Source organism: Actinokineospora baliensis (genome assembly GCF_016907695.1).
GTDB lineage: Bacteria > Actinomycetota > Actinomycetes > Mycobacteriales > Pseudonocardiaceae > Actinokineospora > Actinokineospora baliensis.
In genome coordinates, this window is record NZ_JAFBCK010000001.1 from 2,753,991 (window position 1) to 2,772,942 (window position 18,952).

An 18,952-nucleotide genomic window follows, 5' to 3' on the forward strand; every position below is an offset into this window, starting at 1 on the left:
GCCCGCTGGCTGTACTCCATCCTCCGCGCCCCGGGGTCTGGGGGCGGTGAACCCGGTGCAGCTGCCGCCGCTCGGTCATCGCGGCGTCGCACAGAGTACCGGCAGTATCGGCGCCGGATCGGTGCAGGTGAAGCATCCCGTGCCCGGAAAACCCGCTGATGCGCCCGTCCGGCGCAACCGGTGCGATCGGTGCGCGGCTACCCGTCGGGCTGAATGGCCCACCGCGCTCGGCGCAGCCCCGTCGCCACTCGCCGCGGGGGCGGGCGGCGGGGGCTCCCGGTGCCCAACACTGGCCTGAGCCGGTGGCGGGGAGCTGCACCGCCACCGCGGCGGGTTCGCCGCGGGATCGGGGCCGGCTACAGGGGTGCGGGGAGAGCGGCATGGACGGCAAGGCTGTCGTGGTGACCGGGGCCGGACGGGGGCTGGGTGAGGCGTTCGCGGCGCACCTGGCCAGGGCGGGCGCGGCGGTGGTGGTCAACGACGTGGACGGGGCGGCGGCCACGCGGGTCGCCGAGCGGATCCGCCGCGACGGCGGGGCGGCGGTGGCCAGCGCGCACAGCGTCGCCGACCCCGAGCAGGCCGAGGCGATCGTCGCCCTGTGCGCCGCGGAGTTCGGCGCGGTCGACGGCCTGGTCAACAACGCGGGCCTCACCTACGAGGCGCTGCCGTGGGAGGACGACCCGGCGCGGGCCCGCGCGGTGGTCGAGGTGAACGTGCTCGGGGTGATCTACACCGGACTCGCCGCCATCCGCCGGATGCGGGCCGCGGGCGGCGGGGCGATCGTCAACATCTCCTCCGGCGCCGCGCTCGGCCAGCGCACCATCGCCAGCTACGCGGCCAGCAAGGGCGCTGTGTCCTCGCTCACCTGCTCCTGGGCGCTGGACCTGGAGGACTGCGGCATCCGGGTGAACGCAGTCTGCCCGAAGGCGTACACGAGGATGGTGTGGACCTCGGAACGGGCATCGCGGCACACTCCGCCCGAACGCGCCCCTGGCCTCATCGCGCCGCTGGTGCACTTCCTGCTCGACGAGCGGTCGGCCGGAATAACCGGACAGATCGTGCGTTGCACCGGTCCGGAGCTGCACATCGTCGGCCAACCGGCCTTCAAGGCGCCGATCCTGCACCGGGACGCCTGGACCCTCGACAGCGTGGCCACCGCGTTCACCGAGGTCCTCGGCGGCCACCTCGAGCCCTACGGGCTGGAGCGGCGGTTGCCGCCGCGGCTGCGCAAGTGGCTCAAGCCCGTGCGCAGCGCGTAGTCGTCGCCCCGGGTGGGCGATGGGCCGCTTCCCTCGATCGGCGGCCCCGCTGATGTGGCGAATGCCGTAGTCGGGTAGTCGACACGTCCGAGTAGTGTCGTGCTCCATTCGGGCGCTGCTTGGCGTAGCGGGGTCGCTACTGTCGGCGCAGGACGTACCGTGGGGACAGTGACGCGCGGGACGGTCACGCGGGCTCGGCACGGCTGGCGTGACACACCGCGTGACCGGTGGGCGATGTTACGGACGAGCGGTCCTCGACCGCGCCGGGAGCCAGTGGCCCGGGTGGACGGACAACCCCCCGGGCGCGCGGACGTCTCAGTGGACGGTGGAGAGGAGGGCGGGCGTTGGGGTTCACCGATCGCGGCGACGCGCGGGACGCGCCGCACTCCGGCGTGCCACCGCTGTCCGCCGCGGAGTATTCCGGTGGGGACGCTGGGGGAGTCGGGGGTTCTGGCGGGTCTACCAGTCACGGCTGCGCATCGGGTTCTCCTGCGGGTCTTGGGCTCGCTGGGCATTCGGGGGACGAACTCGGGGTCACCAGTCGCGGGACATCCGGGGCTCCTTCTTCTTCCGTTGTGGACGGTCTTGGTGCCGCTGGGCTCACCAGTCGCGAGAACGCATCCCGTACTCCTTCTGTTGATCACTCGGTGGTCGATGTGGACGGTCACGAAGCGCTCGGGTTCACCAGTCGCGGGACATCTGCGGCTCCTTCGGGGGCTGGCGGGGTAGTGGAGAACGGATCGGCGGTCACCAGTCGCGAGAACGCACGGGAGGCTCCTTCGGGGGTGGTTGTCGGGTCGATGGGGGATGCTGTGGACGCATCGAGTGCCTGGGTCACCAGTCGCGGGAACGCATCTGCCACGGCTCCTCTGGTCGAAGTGGACTCGGTCGGGCTGGACTCGGCGGGTGTCCCTGCCGATAGGTTGGACAGCGGGTCCGTCCCACCCGGGGACGCTGGGCTCACCAATCACGCGACCGCATCGGACACACCTCCAAGGGGATCCACGCTGGACGAAACGCTCGACAGGTCGGAAGGTGACGCCGCGGCGGCTGATCGCAACCGTGGCGCCGCCGGTGCAGGCGCGCCTGAGTCGGCTCCGCGCGGGGGTTGGCCCCGTGCGGCCGGGCGGGCCCGCTCCCGCCGCGCGTGGACGCGGCGACCGGGCAAGCTCCGGATCCGTTCACGGCTCAGTGTGACCGACTCGCTGCGCACTGAACACCCTTCGTCTCGGCGGTGGACGCGGTCGTGGGGACTGTGGACGCTGCCCGGGCCCGCCCTGCGCTATGTGATCATCTTCGAACTCCTCGCCGTCATCGCGGTCGTGTTCGCCTGCGTCACCGACGTGGCACCGACCACGGGGAACTGGCGCTCGTTCGCGGTCCTCGTCGGCGCGGGCGCGGTCCACCTGTGGCTGACCCGGCGCACCGAGGAGACCCGCCGCGACAGCGGCACCGGCCCGCACATGGACACCAGCGTCGTGTGGATCCTGCCCGCGATGGTGCTGCTGCCCGCCTGGATGGCCGTGCTGTCGATGCTGCTGCTGCGCGTCCAGCTGTACCCGGTCGCCCGTCGGCCCCTCTACCGCTACACCTTCGGCACCGCGGGCATCCTGGTGGCCGCGCTGGGCTCCTTCGCCGTGGTCCGGCTGGCCGGTGTGGACGTGACCAGCGCGTTCGGCGCCAGGGAAGCCCTGGTGCTTGCCCTCGCCGGGCTCACCTACTTCGTGATCAACGCCATCGCCATCGGCGGGGTCATCGCGCTGTCCACACCGCAACCGACGTGGACGGTCGTCGTCGGCACCCGCCGCGACAACGCCATGGCCGCGCTGACCGTCTGCCTGGGTGCCCTGGCCGCGCTCGCCATCGCGCACGCCTGGCTGGCGCCGCTGTTCGTCGTCCCGCTGCTGTGCGCGCTGGACTGGGGCGCCCTGCAGATCGAGAACCTCCGCGGCGACGCCCGCACCGACCACAAGACCCAGCTGCTCAACAGCCGGGGCTGGCACGAGCAGGCGGGCCGCGAGCTGGCCAGGTCACGGCGGCTGCGCACCACCCTGGCCGTCGCGGTGCTCGACCTGGACCACTTCAAGCTCGTCAACGACACCTGGGGCCACCCGGCTGGCGACGCGGTGCTGCGCGCGGTCGGTCGGGTCCTGCGGGAAACCACCCGCCAAGGCGATGTCGTCGGCCGCTTCGGCGGTGAGGAGTTCGTGCTCCTGCTGCCCGACACCGACCTCGAGGGCGCCGCCCAGGTCGCCGAGCGCATCCGCCGCGGCGTGGCCGCCATGCAGGTGGCCGCGACCGACAAGCGCGGTCAGCCGGTCGTCATCAGCGGCCGCACCACCTCGATCGGGGTCACCGCGGCGACCGGCCAGGACCTCGACACGCTGCTGCGGCACGCCGACGCCGCCGTCTACGAGGCCAAGCACGGCGGCCGCAACCAGGTCCGAGTGGCCGATCTCACATCCGAGCTGCCCGCCTAGTCCACCCAGTGGTCAGACCCGGCTCAGATCCGGCGCAGTGCGCTCGGGGTCAGCTCGGCCGGGGTGCGGTACCCGGACAAGCCCAGGGTGAGGTCGAGGTCGGCGAGCAGACCGCGCACCGCGTGCCGGACACCCGCTTCCCCCGCCAGCGCCAGGCCGTAGACGTACGGGCGGCCCAAGAGGACGGCCTTGGCGCCGAGGGCCAGTGCCTTGAGGACATCGGCGCCGGTGCGGATGCCCGAGTCGAAGAGCACCTCCAGGCGGTCGCCGACGGCTTGGGCGATCTCGGGCAGCGCGTCCAGCGCGGCCAACGCACCGTCGACCTGCCTGCCGCCGTGGTTGGACACGATGACCGCGTCCATCCCCGCGTCCGCGGCTCGGCGGGCGTCGTCGACGTGCTGGATGCCCTTGAGCGCGATGGGGCCGTCCCAGTGCTCGCGCAGGAACGGCAGTTGGTCCCACCGCTTGTCGGTGCCGGTGAACAGCGACACCCAGCGCAGGATCGCCATGGGCTGGTCTTCCTCGGGGGACTTCTCGAGCCCCGCGAGGAACACCGGGTCGGTGAAGGCGTTGGCGACGCCCGAGGCGCGCAGGAACGGCAGGTACGCCTGGTCGAGGTCGCGGGGCCGCCAAGCCAGGGTCCACGTGTCGAGGGTGACCACGAGCGCGGTGTACCCGGCGGCCTTCGCGCGGCGCAGGAGGCTGGCGCAGACCTCGGGGTCGTTGGGCCAGTAGAGCTGGAACCAGCGCGGGCCGCCCGCGGCGGCGACCTCTTCCAGCGGGTACGACGACGCCGTCGAGAGCACGATCGGCACGTCCAGCGCGGCCGCCGCGCGGGCGGTCGCCAGCTCACCCTCGGGGTGCACGATCGACTGGACGCCGACCGGGGCCAGCAGCACCGGCGCGGGCACCGCGGTGCCCAGGACCGTGGTGGACAGGTCGCGGGTGGTGGCGTCGGTCAGCATCCGGGGCACGATCCGCCACCGGGAGAACGCCTCCCGGTTGGCCCGCACGGTGTCCCCGGACCCCGCGCCGCCCGCCACGTAGCCAAACGGGCCAGGGGCCATCTCGGCCTCGGCAAGGGCTTCGACCCTGGTCGCGTCGGTGGTGAACGGCGGCACCTGGTCGGCGAGGCCCTGGAGGTAGATCTCGTTCTGGTACTGCGCGTGCCCTGCCATCGCCACCCTCACCGTCCGGGGTCGTCCGAGCGCGGTGAGTCTGGCACCGCGCTCGGCCAGGCGCTAGCGCGGCGGCCCGAAACCCTGCGGCGGCTGACCCTGCGCGGGCGGCGGGAAGCCGGGCTGCGCGGGCGGGAAACCCGGCTGGGCGGGGTAACCGGGCTGGGCCTGGTAGCCGGGCTGCTGCTGGGCGGGGAAGCCGGGCTGGGCCGGGTAGCCACCCTGGACCTGCTGCTGCGCGGGGTAACCCGGCTGCTGCTGGAAGCCCTGCTGCTGCGGGGCGTAGGAGTGGCCTGGCGGCGGCGGGAGGACCTGGGGCTGCTGCTCGTCGGACTTGTCCCTGCTGAACAGGGTCGCCAGCAGCAGCAACAGCAGGCCGAGCGCACCGATGCCCAGGCCCGCGCCCGGCTGGTACGAGTCGGCCCAGGAGACGATGCGGAACTGGATGTCGGTGAAGCTGAGCAACGCCGAACCGAAACCGTAGACCATGAGCAGAGCGGCTAAACCACGCACGACATTCCCCTAGTGACGCCGGGGAAATCCGCTGCGACCCCCGCACGCGGTTCCCCATCGAAAACTGACCCGCGCACCTTATCGGGAGGCGATCCGTATTCGCCAGAGGCCAAACCACGACACCGCGGACGCGGCGAGACCGAGCACCAGCGCGGGGACCAGCAGGTCGGTGTCGAGCAGGCCGAACGCCAGCGTGAGCGTCCACACACCCAGCATGAGCAGGCCGGACAGCAGCAGGACGGCGCCAGCGGCGATGAGCGGGACCCGGTTGGCGAGCTCGCGCGGGGTGGGCCGCTCGGCGGCCGGAATGGCGCGGTAACCAAAAGCGGTGGTTCCGGTGACGAACAGCAATAACGCGAGCGCGAACCACACCAGCAGCGGGCTCGGCAGCGGCATTCCCGCCACCAATAGGACAAATCCCCCAATGGTCAGCCAGCCCGCGGCCCGGCGCAGGATCAGCCACAGCGACACCCGGCGGGAGCGGGTGAACGCGACCTGCTCCGCGGTGGCGGTCGCGCCGGGAGGCACCGGGTGGCCCTGGTGCGGCGGGGTGGCTACCGCGGAGTCGTCGGAGATCGGGAGTTCCCTGGTGCGCTTGCGCGGGCGGCGGGTGCCGTTGACCGGCTTCACCAGCGTGACCGGAGCGGCGAGCGGGTCGGGTCGCACCGGGACGGGCTCCGGCTCGGCGACGACCTGGATGATCGGCTCGATCTCCGCGTCGTCCGGCTTGGCGGGCACCGGCCACACCGCCGACATCCGCTGCCGCCACTCGGACTCGACCGTCCACGGCGGCGGCTCCAGCGCCTCCGGCCGCAGGTCGTCCACGGCGGACTCCGCCGGGTGCGGCTCGACCGCCGGTGGCTCGACGACGATGGACTCCACGATGACGGGCTCGACGACAACCGGCTCGGCGGTCGGTCGCGCGGGGGGTTCCACGTAGTCCCCGGTGCCGTTGGCGAGCCTGCGGGCGAACCCGCCGGTGGCCGAGACGGTCCGCCGGGTCGGGATCTGGGGCAGCTCGTCGAGCTTGGTGATGACCTCGGCGTTGCCGGGGTCGAGCAGCAGCGCGTCGGTGTAGGCGCGGCGGGCGAGTTCGGTGTCGTTGGCGCGCGCGGCCGCGATGCCCAGCACCTCGTGCACCCTGGGCACCTCCGGTGCGGCGTCCACCGCGCGCAGCGCGATCCGCAGCGACTCCTCCGGCTCGGACGGGCCGAGTACCTCCGAGAGGGTGACCAGCGAGCGCCAATCGCCCGGGTCGCGCCGCGCGGCCTCGCGCGCGGACACCACGGCCTCGTCGTGGCGGCCCATCTCGGCCAGCGACAGGCTGGCCAGCCGGTGCGCCCAGGACCGTTCGCCCAGCGTGATGGCGCGCTTGGCGGCGTCGAGGCACAGTTGGTAGTCGCCCGCGTCCAGCAGCGCGGCGGCCAGCCTGCACCACGCCTCGGAGTGGTCCGGGTGGGTCACCAGCAGCGGTCGCAGCAGCTCGACGGCCGCCTCGGGGCGTCCGGCGGCGGTCAGCCGCGCGGCGTCGACGAGCACCGCGTCGATCGACTCGGCCATGGCACCCTCCCGATCCTGGGGCCTCCAGTGTGTCAAGCCACCGGTCGGATCAGCGGCGACGCGCGCGGACCGGTCACGAATGGCGACACCAGTGTCCTCCGCCCAGGTGACTAATTCACCCGTTTACCGCCAACCACACCCGAGTGGCCGCATCCGCTCACCCGCACGCGTGACTACGCACCGCCACGTGGTGTTCGTCCTATCGGCCCACCTTTCGCTCCCGGATCGGCCATGCGGGTTCCTAGACTCGGGTGGTGTCCGCCCAGCCGCCGATCTCCCGGGTCCGCCTCGCGCTCATCCTGGGCGGTCTGTCGGCGTTCGGCCCGCTCTCGATCGACATGTACCTGCCCGCCTTCCCCGAGCTCGCGACCAGCCTGGGCACCGGTGCGGCGCAGGTGCAGCTGACCCTGACCACGTTCATGATCGGTCTCGCGGTCGGCCAGGTGGTGGCCGGGCCGCTGTCGGACTCGCTGGGCAGGCGCGGGCCGCTGCTGGTCGGCCTCGGCCTGTACGTGGTCAGCTCCCTGGTGTGCGCCGTCGCCCCTTCGGTGTACGCCCTGGTGGCGTTGCGGTTCGCGCAGGGTGTCGCCGCGGCGGCGGGCGTGGTGATCGCCAGGGCCGCGGTGCGCGACGTGTTCTCCGGCGCCGCGATGGCCCGCTTCTTCTCGGCGTTGATGCTGGTCAACGGGCTGGGCCCGCTGCTGGCACCGGTCATCGGCGGGCAGGTGCTGCGCTGGACGTCGTGGTCGGGGATCTTCGTGGTGCTCGCCTGCTTCGGCGCGGTGCTGCTGGTCGCGACCCCGCTGTGGCTGCCGGAGACGCTGCCGAGGGACCACCGCGGCCCGGCGCGGCTGGGGCGCACGCTGCGCACCTTCGTCCGGATCGGGTCCGACCGCACGTTCGTGGCCTACGCCGTGTCGGCCGGGTGCGTGCTCGCGTCGATGTTCGCCTACATCGCCGGGTCGTCGTTCGTGCTGCAGGACATCCACGGGCTCGACCCGCGCCAGTACAGCCTGGTGTTCGCGGCGAACGCGCTGGGGATCATGCTCGTCTCCCAGTTGAACTCCCTGCTGCTGCGCTGGGTCCAGCCGCGCGCGCTGCTGGTGGCCGGGCTGGTCGTCGGCGCGGTCGGCGGGCTCGGGGTGCTGGTCGCGGTCGCCGCGGACCTCGGGCTGTGGTGGCTGCTGGTGACCCTGTTCGTGTCGGTGGCCAGCGTGGGCATGATCAGTCCGAACTCGACGGCGCTGGCGCTGGCCGAGCACGGGCGCGACGCGGGGGCGGCGTCGGCGCTGATCGGGGTCCTGCAGTTCGTGATCGGCGGCGTCGCCTCGCCGCTGGTCGGGCTGGGCGGCGGGCACACCGCGCTGCCGATGGCCATCGTGATCGCCGTGCTGTCGGTCGGCGGGATCGCGACGTTCGCGCTGATGCGGCCGTCAGCGCCGCAGCCCGCGCCAGAGCGGGCGGACGAGGGCAGTGGCGAGGACGGGGAGGGGGCGCTCGGGCCGGGTCCTGGCCTCGGGGGCGGACTCGCCGGTGAGCCGGTAGGCGATGTTGAGGACTTGGCGCGCCAGGCCGGGTGCGACCACCCGAAGTAGCTCCATCGCCAGCCCCTCGGGCCGTTGGACGACCTCTGCCTCGTTGGTCAAGGCTCGCACTACGAGTTTCGCGGCGGTCTTGGGCGAAGTGGCGGGGACGCCCTTATAGGCGTCAGTGGCACCAATCATCGGCGTGCGGACCAATGGCATCCGGACGGCGCATACGGTCACGCCGTCCGTGAGCAGCTCGCGACCTGCCGCGCGGCCGAAGGCTTCAAGGGCTGCCTTTGACGCCAGGTATGCGGAGAAGCGTGGAGTGTCTGTCTGTAGGCCCATCGTGGTGACGTTGACGATCCGGCCGAAGCCTCTTGCGCGCATTCCGGGGAGGAGGCCCAGCGTGAGGCGTAGTGGCGCGAAGTAGTTCAGGGCCATGGTGCGTTCGTAGTCATGAAGCCGGTCGACGGACAGGTGGACCGCGCGGCGGATGGACCTACCCGCGTTGTTGACCAGCATGTCGACAACGCCGAGTTCCTTGACCAACGCGTCGACGGCGTCGGAGTCGGTCAGGTCGCACGGGTGCGTGGACGCCGTGCCCCCTGCTCGTTCGATCTCTTCACGTACCTCTTCGAGCTCAGCTTGTCTGCGGGCGACGAGGAGGACCGTTGCTCCACGGTCGCCGAGCATCAGCGCGGTTTCCCGGCCGATACCGCTGGAGGCCCCGGTGACGACGATCCGCCTGCCGCGCAAGGAGCTAGCCTGGTGCCGCTCCGGATCCAGGTGCTTCGACCAGTAGCTCACCAGGACGTCGGCGTAGGTGGCGAAGTCCGGGAGCGTGATCCCGTCAAGGGCCTCGACGGTCGCCGTGGAGTCGAACACCGTTGGCAGATCCATGTGCGGCAAGACCTCTCCCGGCACGCCTAGCTCGTTCAAGACGGCGGCGGGGACAGGGCGCACTGCGCGAACCTTGGGCAGTGTGATGGGCAGGGTTGCCCGGATCTGTGGCGCGCCAATGGCTTTCGCGAGCGCGTTGAAGACATCGGCGACAGGCTGCTTACCGTTGTGCGTGAGGTGATAGGTCGAGCCCGAAGGCGCGTCCGCATGCATGAGGTGCACCATGGCGTCCACGACGTAGTCGACCGGGACGACGTTAGTACCGCCCAGATCCGGTAGTACCAACGGCAACGCCCTAGGCAGCCGGGCGAGGCGTGTCAAGGCGGGAAGGAAGTAATAGAGGCCGTCGACCTTGTCCATCTCACCTGTGCGAGAGTCGCCGACCACGGCTGCAGGCCGGTAGACGCGGTATGGCACCCGGTCCTGCTCGCGCACTAGACGCTCGGCTGCGAACTTCGTCGCGTGGTAGGGCGAGTGGTGCCGTTGTCCGAGGTCGAAGTCGCGTTCGGTGAAGCGCCCCCGGTGGTCACCCGCCACCGCGATCGACGACACGTGGTGGAACACCCCAGCACCGACCGCCGCCGCGAACTCCAGCGCGTGCCGCGTACCCGCCACGTTGGCGCGCTCGTTGTCCTCGGCGGGCGCGGTGAAGTCGTACACCGCGCCCAAGTGCACGACCTGGTCGACCGCGTGCGGGAGATCCACCCCGAGACCGGCCTCAGCGAGATCACCGACGACCGGCACGACCAGGTCCGACCGCCCCCACCGCGTCGAGGCTTCGGCGAAGCGGTCCATCGAGCGCTGCCGCACGAGCACGTACACCGCGCTCGTGCCCGCCCGCGCGACGAGCCGTTCGACCAGCCTGCGGCCGAGGAACCCAGTAGCCCCGGTGACGAAGTAGGTTGCCACGCTGCCTCCCATGACGGTACCTACTCCAGAGTAGCTACCCCAGCTCCTCCCCGTCGACCGTGGCGTCCACCACCGCGTCCCGCAGCGCCGCCCGCAACCGCCCGATGTCCAACGGCGAGAAGATCGCCGTTTCCCCCGGCGGGGCCACCAGCACCACCCGCCCCCCGCGCACGAACACCGTCACATCCCGCCTCCGCCCCGCGATGTCGCGACAGCTGACCGACCACTCCCTGTGGCTGTTCACCCGCACCTACCCCTCCACCCCCGATCCACCGGGTCGCACGACCCGACACCGTGGTGACGGGCACGGTAACGACCCGTGACGACGAAAGTGACGCGATCTCAAGATTTCCCGGACTGGCGCGGGGGCCGGTTGCTTGTCAACGGAGCGCGGTCGCGGTGGCGGCTTCTGGTGGTTGCGAGTTGTCCACAACGGTGCTGGTTGTCCACAGGCTCTCTTCGCTGTGCCTGTTCTGTCGGGTTGGCTTCGTAGGATGTGCATTCGGGGGCTTTTGGATCTGTTGATCTTGCGCATGCTGTGGTTTCTGGTGCGTGACAAGGGATTCGGGGGTCGGCTCGCCTGCGGCATTGCGGCCGGGTCCGTGGTGGGTGGGGTGTGCTCGATGGGGCGGACTTGGTTTGCGCGGGGCCCCTGCGCCAGCCGTGGCAGGACCGCAAAGCTGGGGCCGAAAAGCGTGGCCCTGTCCGCGCTGAAACGCTACGACTGCCGCCACCCCACGCAAAACAAGTCCGCCCCATCGAGCAGTTCGGGTGGACGGCTTCTGGGAGCGGTGGGCGGGGGTGGCACCAGCGGCTTCGGGGTCGGCTCGCCTTCGGCATTGCGCTGGATCCGTGGTGGTGCGGGGTGCTCGATGGGGCGGACTTGGTTTGCGCGGGGCCCCTGCGCTACCCGTGGCAGGACCGCAAAAGCCGGGGCCGAAAAGCATGGCCCTGCAGCGAGGCAAGGCTACGGGCACCGCCACCCCACACAAACCAAGTCCGCCCCATCGAGCATTGGGTGGGCGGCTTCCTGGGAGCGGTGGTCGGGCTGGCGGGGCTGGCTCGGTGGGCTGGGTTGGCGGGGCCGGTTCGTGGCGGTCCGGTGTGCTCGATGGGGCGAACTTGGTTTGCGCGGGGCCCCTGCGCTACCCGTGGCAGGACCGCAAAGCTGGGGCCGAAAAGCATGGCCCTGTCCGCGCACAACGCTACGGGCACCGCCACCCCACACAAACCAAGTCCGCCCCATCGAGCATTTGGTGCCTGCGGCTTCTGGGAGCGGTGGTCGGGCTGGCGGGGCCGACTCGGGGGGTTGAGATTGGGTGGGTTGGCTCGGTGGGCTGGGTTTGCACCAGCGGCTTCCGGGAGCGGTGGGCAGGTTGGGTGGGCTGGCTCAGGGCTGGGGTGGGTGGGACGGCTCGGGGGTGTTCTCTGGGATCGGGGTGGATGAGTCGGGGGTGGTACTGGAGGTGGACGTCGTGGGGGGTGGGGGCGGGGGACACTTGGGGGGTGAGTGATGTGGAGTGGCGGTTGCGGGCGCCTGCGAACCTGGTCAGCAAGAAGGCTGTTCTGCTGTGGACACTGCGGGCGGTGATCTTCTGGGTGGTGGTCGTCGGGGCTCAGGGGGTGGTGCTGCTCGTCGTCGACGGGGTGCCGGGGTGGGTTCGGGGGACGGCGGTCGGGGCTGGGGTGGTGGGGGTGGTGCACACCCTGGTGATGCCCCGGTGGCGGTACCGGGTGCACCGCTGGGAGACGACCGCCGACGCCGTGTTCACCAGGAGTGGGTGGGTGAGCCAGGAGTGGCGGTTGGCGCCGATCTCCCGGATCCAGACCGTGGACACCGCGAGGGGGCCGTTGGAGCAGTTGTTGGGCCTGTCCACGATCACCGTCACCACCGCTTCGGCGCAGGGGCCGCTCAAGGTCGAGGGGCTCGACGCCGGGGTGGCGGCGCGGGTGGTGGGGGAGTTGGCGGCCACGACGCAGGTGACTCCGGGGGATGCGACGTGAGTGGGTCGGAGTGGGGGCGGCTGGACCCGAGGATGATCGTGGTGCGGCCGCTCAACGAGTTGATCGGGTTGTTGCCGCCGCTGGCCGCGTTGGTGTTCTTCGGCAACTTCGACACGTGGCGGGTGGTCACCAGCGCCGGGGTGGTCGGGCTGGTCATCGTGTACGGGTTGCTGTCGTGGGTGAACACTAAGTACCGGATCACCGACAGCCAGGTCGAGTTGCACAAGGGGGTGCTGTTCCGGCAGCGCCGCTCGATCCCGCGTGACCGCATCCGCACCGTCGACCTGACCGCGAAGCTCGGGCACCGCCTGTTCGGCCTGTCCGCCGTCCGCGTCGGCACCGGGCAGCAGGAGCGCACCCCCGGCGAGGGCACCGTCACCCTCGATGCCGTCACTGCCGTTGAGGCCGAGCGCCTAAGGCAGGCCCTGCTGCGAAGGGCCGAACACGTCGAGGAACACGCGGACGACGACGGTGTGCCCATCGCGTCGCTGGACACGCGGTGGTACCGGTACGCGCCCCTGACGTTGTCCGGGTTCATCACGATCGGCATCGTCATCGGGTTCCTGATGAACCTGGTGAACGAGCTCGACCTGCGGTTCTCCGACGTCGGCGCCTTCCGCAGGGCACTGCGTTGGCTCAGCGAGGCGGAGTTCTCGACGGTCATCCCGGTCGTGGCCGGGTTCGCGATCGTCCTGTCGGTCCTGGCGTCCCTCGCCGGGTACCTCCTGCAGAACCACAACTACCGGCTCACCCGTCAACCAGACGGCACGGTCCGCGTCCGCCGGGGGTTGCTCACTACGCGTTCCGTCTCCATAGAGGAGAAGCGCCTCCGGGGAGCGGTGCTGCACGAGCCGCTTCTCCTACGCGCTGGAGGCGGCGGCAGGGTGACCGCGGTGACGACGGGTCTAAACAAGGTGGGCGGCAGTAGCTTGCTTCTCCCTCCAGCGCCCCGCGCCGAAGCCGACCACGTCACTGCTGACGTCCTATCGGTCGCCGACGCGCCTACTGCCAGCCCGCTCACCCAACACCCAACTCGAGCTAAGACCCGGCGCATCGTCAGAGCGGTCGTACCGATGGTGGTGATCGCTGCCGCTCTATTCGCGTTGGCAGAAACCGCGGCTTGGCCCGCTTGGCTCTGGATCACCGCAGCGGTTCTTATCCCGATCACCGTCCTAGTGGGCCTAGACCGCTATAGAGCACTCGGCCACACCCTCACCGATGACTACCTAGTAGCCCGCTCAGGCTCTCTAGACCGCCGCACAGTCGCCCTACGCCGCGACGGCATCATCGGTTGGAAGATCACCCGCACTCTCTTCCAACGCCGCGCCCGCGTCTTCACCCTCACCGCTGTCACCGCGGCCGGGTCAGGCGGCTACCCGGTCCTCGACATCGGCGACGACCAGGGCCTAGACCTCGCGGAACAAGCGATCCCCGGCCTGATCGGTCAATTCTTGGTCGAGGACTAGCGGTCAGGGGATGGGCCAGGTGTGCACGGGCTCGTTGCTGTGCATGTGCTCGCGGTAGAGCCCGACCATCTCGCGCAGCGCGCCCCAGCGGTCCACCGAGGTCGCGGCCTCCAGCGACCGCACCGTGTCCACCTGCCAGGTCGCGCCGTTGCGGCCGGTGATGCAGCGCTGCTCGATCACCCCGAGCAGCCGATCCCGGTCGGCCGGGTCCACGCCCCAGGCGTCGAGGCCCTCGTGCGCCAGCGGCAGCAGGCGGCGCAGGACCAGTTCGGTCACCGGGACCTCGCCCACCCCCGGCCAGTACACGCGCGAGTCGATGCCGTTGCGCGAGGCGGTGTGGAAGTTGTCCTCGGCGGCGGCGAAGCTCATCTGGGTCCACAGTGGCCGGTCCTGGTCGGCCAGCGCGCGCACCAGCCCGAAGTACAGCGCCCCGTTGGCCATGGTGTCGACCACCGACGGCCCCGCGGGCAGCACCCGGTTCTCCACCCGCAGGTGCGGGCGCCCGTTGACCACGTCGTAGATCGGCCGGTTCCACCGGTAGATGGTGCCGTTGTGCAGCCGCAGCTCGTGCAGTTCGGGGATGTCGCCCCTGGCCAGCACCTCGGCCGGGTCCTCGGCGTCGGTCAGCGGCAGCAGCGCGGAGAAGTACTGGGCGTTCTCCTCGAACAGGTCGAAGATCGAGGTGATCCAGCGGTCGCCGAACCACACCCTCGGCCGCACCCCCTGGGCCTTGAGCTCGTCCGGGCGGGTGTCGGTGGCCTGCTCGAACAGCGCGACCCTGGTCTCGGCCCACAGGTGCTTGCCGAACAGGTACGGCGCGTTGGCCCCCAGCGCCACCTGCACCCCGGCCACCACCTGGCTGGCGTTCCAGAACCGGGCGAAGTCCTCCGGCGCGACCTGCAGGTGGTACTGCACGCTGGTGCACGCGCTCTCCGGGGCGATCGAGTCGGCGGTGGCCGCCAGCCGCTCCACCCCGCCGATGTTGATCTCCAGGTCCTCGCCGCGGGCGGCCAGCACCTGCTCGTTGAGCAGCCGGTAGCGCGGGTTGGCCGAGAGCACCCCGGTTCCCACGTGCCCGACCCGCAGCGTCGGCAGGATCCCCACCATCACGATGTGCGCGCCCACCCGCGACGCCTTGGCCTCCGCCTCGTTGAGGTCCGCGCGCACCAGCCGCTCGAACGCGCCGAGCCCGCCGGGTCCCAAGCGCTGCGGCGGCAGGTTGATCTCGATGTTGAACCGGCCGAGCTCGGTCTGGAACGCCGGGTCCGCGATCGCCGCCAGCACCTGGTCGTTGCGCATCGCCGGGTCGCCGTGCTCGTCGATGAGGTTCAGCTCGATCTCCAGGCCCGCCATCGGCCGCCCGTGCTCGAACCGCGACTCGGCCAGCATCTGCGCGAACACGTCGAGGCAGCGGCGCACCTTCTGCCGGAACCGCGCCCGGTCGGCCCTGGTGAACTCGGTGGACTCGACGTCCTTGCCCATGCCACCAAGGGTGATCCATCGCCGGTCAACCCGCCACAGGGCGTACTCCAACCGGCCCAACCGGACCCGATCACCGCCACCGGCGGCGGGCGCGCGGGCGGCCGGGGCGGCGCGGGCTAAGCTCCCGCAGGTGACCGACCGGCTGGTGTGGATCGACTGCGAGATGACCGGACTCGACCTGGGCCGCGACGCCCTGATCGAGATCGCCGCCCTGGTGACCGACTCCGAGCTCACCATCCTGGGCGAGGGGATCGATCTGGTCATCCACGCCGACGAGCCCAGCCTGGCCGCGATGCCCGACGTGGTGCGCGACATGCACGCCCGCTCCGGGCTCACCGACGAGGTCCGCGCCTCCACCCTGACCGTCGCCGAGGCCGAGCGCCAGGTCCTGGACTACATCCGCGGCTGGGTCCCCGAAGCCAGGGTCGCCCCCCTCTGCGGGAACTCCATCGCGACCGACCGCGGCTTCATCTCCCGCGACATGCCCGCCCTGGACGCCCACCTGCACTACCGCATGGTCGACGTGTCCTCCATCAAGGAACTGTGCCGCCGCTGGTACCCGCGGGTGTACTACGCGCAGCCGGACAAGGGCCTCGCCCACCGCGCACTGGCCGACATCCGAGAGTCGATCCGCGAGCTCAGGTACTACCGGGGCACGGCGTTCGTGCCCCAGCCAGGCCCCTCCACCGAGGAAGCCAGGGCCGTCGCGGAAGCTGTCTCGACCCCCTTGGCATAACCGGTTTCAACCCCCCGAGAGCCGCACGCTATGCTGTTGCGGCACCGCAGGTCCAAGACCGGCGGGGGTGCGCGTGGTGGGTGTAGCTCAGTTGGTAGAGCACCTGGTTGTGGTCCAGGAAGTCGCGGGTTCAAGTCCCGTCACTCACCCCAGGCGACAGGCGACTCGTGTCCGCGGATAGCGCGGACCGGGTCGCCTTTCGTCATTTCTGGGGGGCGACCCCCCAGACCCCCACGGTGCGGTGGGCGAGCGCGGGTTGGACCGTTCGGGGGAGTGGGGGTGTCCGGGGTGCGGAAAAGTTTGTTCGGAGAGCGGAGCGGGTGCCGGGTCGCTGAGTGAGCTGGGCCACCAGACCAGTTGGCGGCGAAAAGTGCAGGTTGACCTGTGTGTGTCGGGTTGCAACCCGACAGATGAAGATGATTCGGGCAACCCCTCCCGGTCAGTGGTACACCACAATTGGTAACTGGGGACGCTGGTTAGCCCCTGGCGACCGGCACGCAGCGCTACCTACTTTTCTTTCGTCACCGGGACGAGGGCCCCGGTGCGGAAGGAGAGTGCCGAATGAAGGTTCGTTCCCTGCTGCTGGGCCTGCTGGCCGCGGCGGCGACCGCGATCGCCGCCCCCGCGGCGGCCACCGCGGCCCCCGAGGGTGACCCGGTCATGACCCCGGCGATCGTGGGCGGCACCAACGCCACCCAGACCTACAGCTTCATGGCTTCCCTGCAGAGCACCTCGGGCAGCCACTTCTGCGGCGGCTCGCTGATCAAGGCCAACTGGATCGTCACCGCCGCGCACTGCGTGCAGGGCAAGTCGGCGTCGAGCGTGCAGGCCCGCATCGGCACCACCAACCGGACCAGCGGCGGCACCGTCGCCCGCGCGTCGCGGATCATCATCCACCCGAGCTACCGCAGCAGCTACGACATCGCGCTGATCCAGCTCAGCACCAGCGTCACCCAGGCGCCGGTGAAGATCGCCGCGAGCTCGGGCGCCACCAACCAGGCCAGCCGCATCATCGGCTGGGGCCAGACCTGCCCGGCCCCCGGCGGTTGCGGTGCCCCCGTCACCCTGCAGCAGCTCGACACCTCGGTCGTGGCCGACTCCCGGTGCTCCGGCATCTCGGGCTCGATCGAGATCTGCACCAACAACCCCGGCGGCCGCGCCGGTGCCTGCTACGGCGACTCCGGTGGCCCGCAGGTCATCTCCGTCAGCGGCGTGTGGCAGCTGACCGGCGCCACCAGCCGCTCCGGTGGTGGCTCGCAGTGCGCCCAGGCCCCGTCCATCTACACCGACGTGGTCGCGCACAAGAGCTGGATCACCGGCTACACCGGTGCGCTCTAAGCGCCTATAGGCGTTAGCAACACCACGGTGCCCCCACCCTGTCCCGGGTGGGGGCACCTTTGCGCTCTAGGGTCGTCCCATGCGTGACGTGCACATCCGCGACGAGATGATCCGGCTGGGACAGCTGCTCAAGCTGTCCGGTATCGCCGAAGACGGGACCCACGCCAAGGACCTCTTGGACGCCGGTGACGTGGCCGTCAACGGCGAGCAGGAGTTCCGGCGGGGCAGGCAGGTCCACCCGGGCGACCACGTGACCGTGGGCCGCGAGGAGATCAGGGTGACCGGCGCCTGACTACTTCTTGCCGCCCGCCTTCCAGGTGTCCCACGGCACCTGCCACACGCTCAAGCCGTCCCACGCCTCCAGCACGGGCCCGCCGGAGTTCTGCACCACGATCACGTCGCCCTTGTTGGAGATGCCCTGCAGCCAGGCGGCGTTCTCGGTCGACATGTTGATGCAGCCGTGGCTGACGTTGCGCACGCCCTGGTCGCGCACCGACCACGGCGCCGAGTGGAAGAAGATGCCGCTGTTGGACATCCGCGACGCCACGGCCACCTTCGTGCGGTACCCGGCGGCCGAGTCGGCGGGGACGCCGTAGGTCGAGGAGTCCATCACGTAGTTGGTGTGCTCGCTCATGACCGTGTAGGTGCCCACCGGCGTCTCGTGGGCCTTCTTGCCCAGCGACACCGGGATCGTGCGGGCGAGGACGCCGTTGACGGTCACGGTCATCTGGTGGGTGGTGCCGTCGGCGACGGCGACCACCGAGTCGCCGATGGTCACGGTCGCCTTGCGGTCCTCACGGCCGAAGACGCCGTTGCCGAGGTTCTTGCCGTAGATCGCGGCGTTGACGGTGACGGTCGTACCGGACTTCCAGTACTCCTTGGGCCGCCAGTGCACTTCCTTGTCGTTGAACCAGTAGTAGGCGCCCTCGGTCGCGGGCGTCGCGGTGACCTGGATGGCCTTCTCGGCGGCGGCCTTGTCGGTGATCGCGGTGTCGAAGTAGAACGCGAAGGTCTGCCCGACGCCGACCTTCTGGCCGTCCAGCGGGTTCATCGACAACGCGGTCTGCCGCTTGGGTTTCGCGGTCGTGAAGGTCGAAGTGGCCGACGCCTGCTTGCCCTGCCCGTCCTGGGCGGTCGCGGTGGTCGTGTAGGTCTTGCCGTACCCCAGCGGTTCCGCGCTCTGCCACGACCCGCCGTCCGCGGCGAGCGCACCGGTCACCGCCCGGCCGTCCTGCCCGGTCACCGCCACCGCGGTGAGCTTGCCCCCGGTCGCCGCGACCGTCACCGGTTCACCCGGGGCGACGTCGGCGGCCTTGTCGGCGGGGGTCAGCGCCAGCGCGAGCGGCGCGGGGGGTTTGGTCGACGAGGTGCTGGTCGCTGTGGGTGCCGACCCCGGCACGCTCGTACCACCCGGTTGGGCGGACTCCGCCGCGGTGCACCCCGCCACCGCGGCCACCGCCGCCACCACCCCGACCCACGCCCAACCCCTGGCCATACCCGTTCCGCCCGTTCACGCTTCACACCAAGCCCCGACCTGTGTGAACAGTGTGCCCGACCGCACCGACACGATCGAGTGAGACCGGTACATCCGCACTAGTCAC

Annotated in this window: 14 protein-coding genes, 1 tRNA gene and 1 pseudogene; 9 read left to right on the forward strand and 7 right to left on the reverse strand. The window is 70.8% G+C overall.

Annotated features, from left to right (window positions below; all coding sequences use genetic code 11):
* Positions 1 to 380 precede the first annotated feature (380 nt).
* Both JOD54_RS13195 and JOD54_RS35535 read left to right on the forward strand, forming a co-directional pair.
* Positions 381 to 1,259 carry an SDR family NAD(P)-dependent oxidoreductase gene (locus tag JOD54_RS13195; RefSeq protein ID WP_204450813.1) on the forward strand — a complete coding sequence of 293 codons (879 nt, stop codon included), beginning with the start codon at positions 381 to 383 and terminating at the stop codon, positions 1,257 to 1,259.
* 1,193 nt (positions 1,260 to 2,452) lie between these two features.
* Positions 2,453 to 3,739, forward strand: a complete 1,287-nt coding sequence (locus JOD54_RS35535; protein WP_204450814.1) for a GGDEF domain-containing protein — start codon at positions 2,453 to 2,455, stop codon at positions 3,737 to 3,739.
* A 23-nt stretch (positions 3,740 to 3,762) separates the two neighbouring features.
* Here JOD54_RS35535 and JOD54_RS13205 read toward each other — a convergent pair whose 3' ends face one another.
* From JOD54_RS13205 to JOD54_RS13215, 3 genes are all read right to left on the reverse strand, one after another.
* Entirely contained in the window at positions 3,763 to 4,917 is a 1,155-nt protein-coding gene (locus JOD54_RS13205; protein ID WP_204450815.1) for a lactate 2-monooxygenase, read from the reverse strand.
* A 63-nt stretch (positions 4,918 to 4,980) separates the two neighbouring features.
* On the reverse strand, positions 4,981 to 5,430 hold the full coding sequence (locus tag JOD54_RS13210; protein WP_204450816.1) for a hypothetical protein: 450 nt from the start codon (positions 5,428 to 5,430) through the stop codon (positions 4,981 to 4,983).
* 78 nt (positions 5,431 to 5,508) lie between these two features.
* Entirely contained in the window at positions 5,509 to 6,990 is a 1,482-nt protein-coding gene (locus JOD54_RS13215) for a tetratricopeptide repeat protein (protein WP_204450817.1), read from the reverse strand.
* A 254-nt stretch (positions 6,991 to 7,244) separates the two neighbouring features.
* Here JOD54_RS13215 and JOD54_RS13220 point away from each other — a divergent pair.
* Positions 7,245 to 8,354, forward strand: a pseudogene (locus tag JOD54_RS13220) (multidrug effflux MFS transporter); the annotation flags it as partial.
* Between the two features lie 69 nt (positions 8,355 to 8,423).
* On the opposite strand, the gene JOD54_RS13225 reads toward JOD54_RS13220, so the two are convergent.
* Both JOD54_RS13225 and JOD54_RS13230 read right to left on the reverse strand, forming a co-directional pair.
* Positions 8,424 to 10,325 (reverse strand): SDR family oxidoreductase, encoded by a 1,902-nt coding sequence (locus JOD54_RS13225; protein ID WP_204450818.1) that lies wholly within the window; start codon positions 10,323 to 10,325, stop codon positions 8,424 to 8,426.
* A gap of 34 nt (positions 10,326 to 10,359) precedes the next feature.
* Positions 10,360 to 10,569: a hypothetical protein gene (locus JOD54_RS13230; RefSeq protein WP_204456255.1), complete on the reverse strand. Its 210-nt coding sequence runs from the start codon at positions 10,567 to 10,569 to the stop codon at positions 10,360 to 10,362.
* 1,262 nt (positions 10,570 to 11,831) lie between these two features.
* Between JOD54_RS13230 and JOD54_RS13235 the strand changes: the two genes are divergently transcribed.
* Positions 11,832 to 12,329: a PH domain-containing protein gene (locus JOD54_RS13235; protein WP_307859988.1), complete on the forward strand. Its 498-nt coding sequence runs from the start codon at positions 11,832 to 11,834 to the stop codon at positions 12,327 to 12,329.
* Entirely contained in the window at positions 12,326 to 13,795 is a 1,470-nt protein-coding gene (locus JOD54_RS13240) for a PH domain-containing protein (RefSeq protein ID WP_307859989.1), read from the forward strand. The genes JOD54_RS13235 and JOD54_RS13240 overlap by 4 nt, the downstream gene beginning before the upstream one ends.
* A 3-nt stretch (positions 13,796 to 13,798) precedes the next feature.
* Here the strand turns inward: JOD54_RS13240 and JOD54_RS13245 are convergent, their stop codons facing one another.
* A complete protein-coding gene (locus JOD54_RS13245; RefSeq protein WP_204450820.1) occupies positions 13,799 to 15,277 on the reverse strand; it encodes a glutamate-cysteine ligase family protein in 1,479 nt (492 codons plus the stop codon).
* A 130-nt stretch (positions 15,278 to 15,407) separates the two neighbouring features.
* Between JOD54_RS13245 and orn the strand changes: the two genes are divergently transcribed.
* The 4 genes from orn (at position 15,408) to JOD54_RS13265 (ending at position 17,643) form a co-directional block, all read left to right on the forward strand.
* Entirely contained in the window at positions 15,408 to 16,013 is a 606-nt protein-coding gene (gene orn / locus JOD54_RS13250) for an oligoribonuclease (RefSeq protein WP_204450821.1), read from the forward strand.
* 76 nt (positions 16,014 to 16,089) lie between these two features.
* Positions 16,090 to 16,165, forward strand: a tRNA-His gene (locus tag JOD54_RS13255).
* A 409-nt stretch (positions 16,166 to 16,574) separates the two neighbouring features.
* Positions 16,575 to 17,351, forward strand: a complete 777-nt coding sequence (locus tag JOD54_RS13260) for a S1 family peptidase (protein WP_204450822.1) — start codon at positions 16,575 to 16,577, stop codon at positions 17,349 to 17,351.
* A 79-nt stretch (positions 17,352 to 17,430) separates the two neighbouring features.
* The gene (locus tag JOD54_RS13265) at positions 17,431 to 17,643 is read left to right on the forward strand and encodes an RNA-binding S4 domain-containing protein (protein ID WP_204450823.1); all 213 of its coding nucleotides are present in this window, start codon (positions 17,431 to 17,433) and stop codon (positions 17,641 to 17,643) included.
* Here the strand turns inward: JOD54_RS13265 and JOD54_RS13270 are convergent, their stop codons facing one another.
* Positions 17,644 to 18,846 carry a L,D-transpeptidase gene (locus JOD54_RS13270; RefSeq protein WP_204450824.1) on the reverse strand — a complete coding sequence of 401 codons (1,203 nt, stop codon included), beginning with the start codon at positions 18,844 to 18,846 and terminating at the stop codon, positions 17,644 to 17,646.
* Between the last annotated feature and the right edge of the window lie 106 nt (positions 18,847 to 18,952).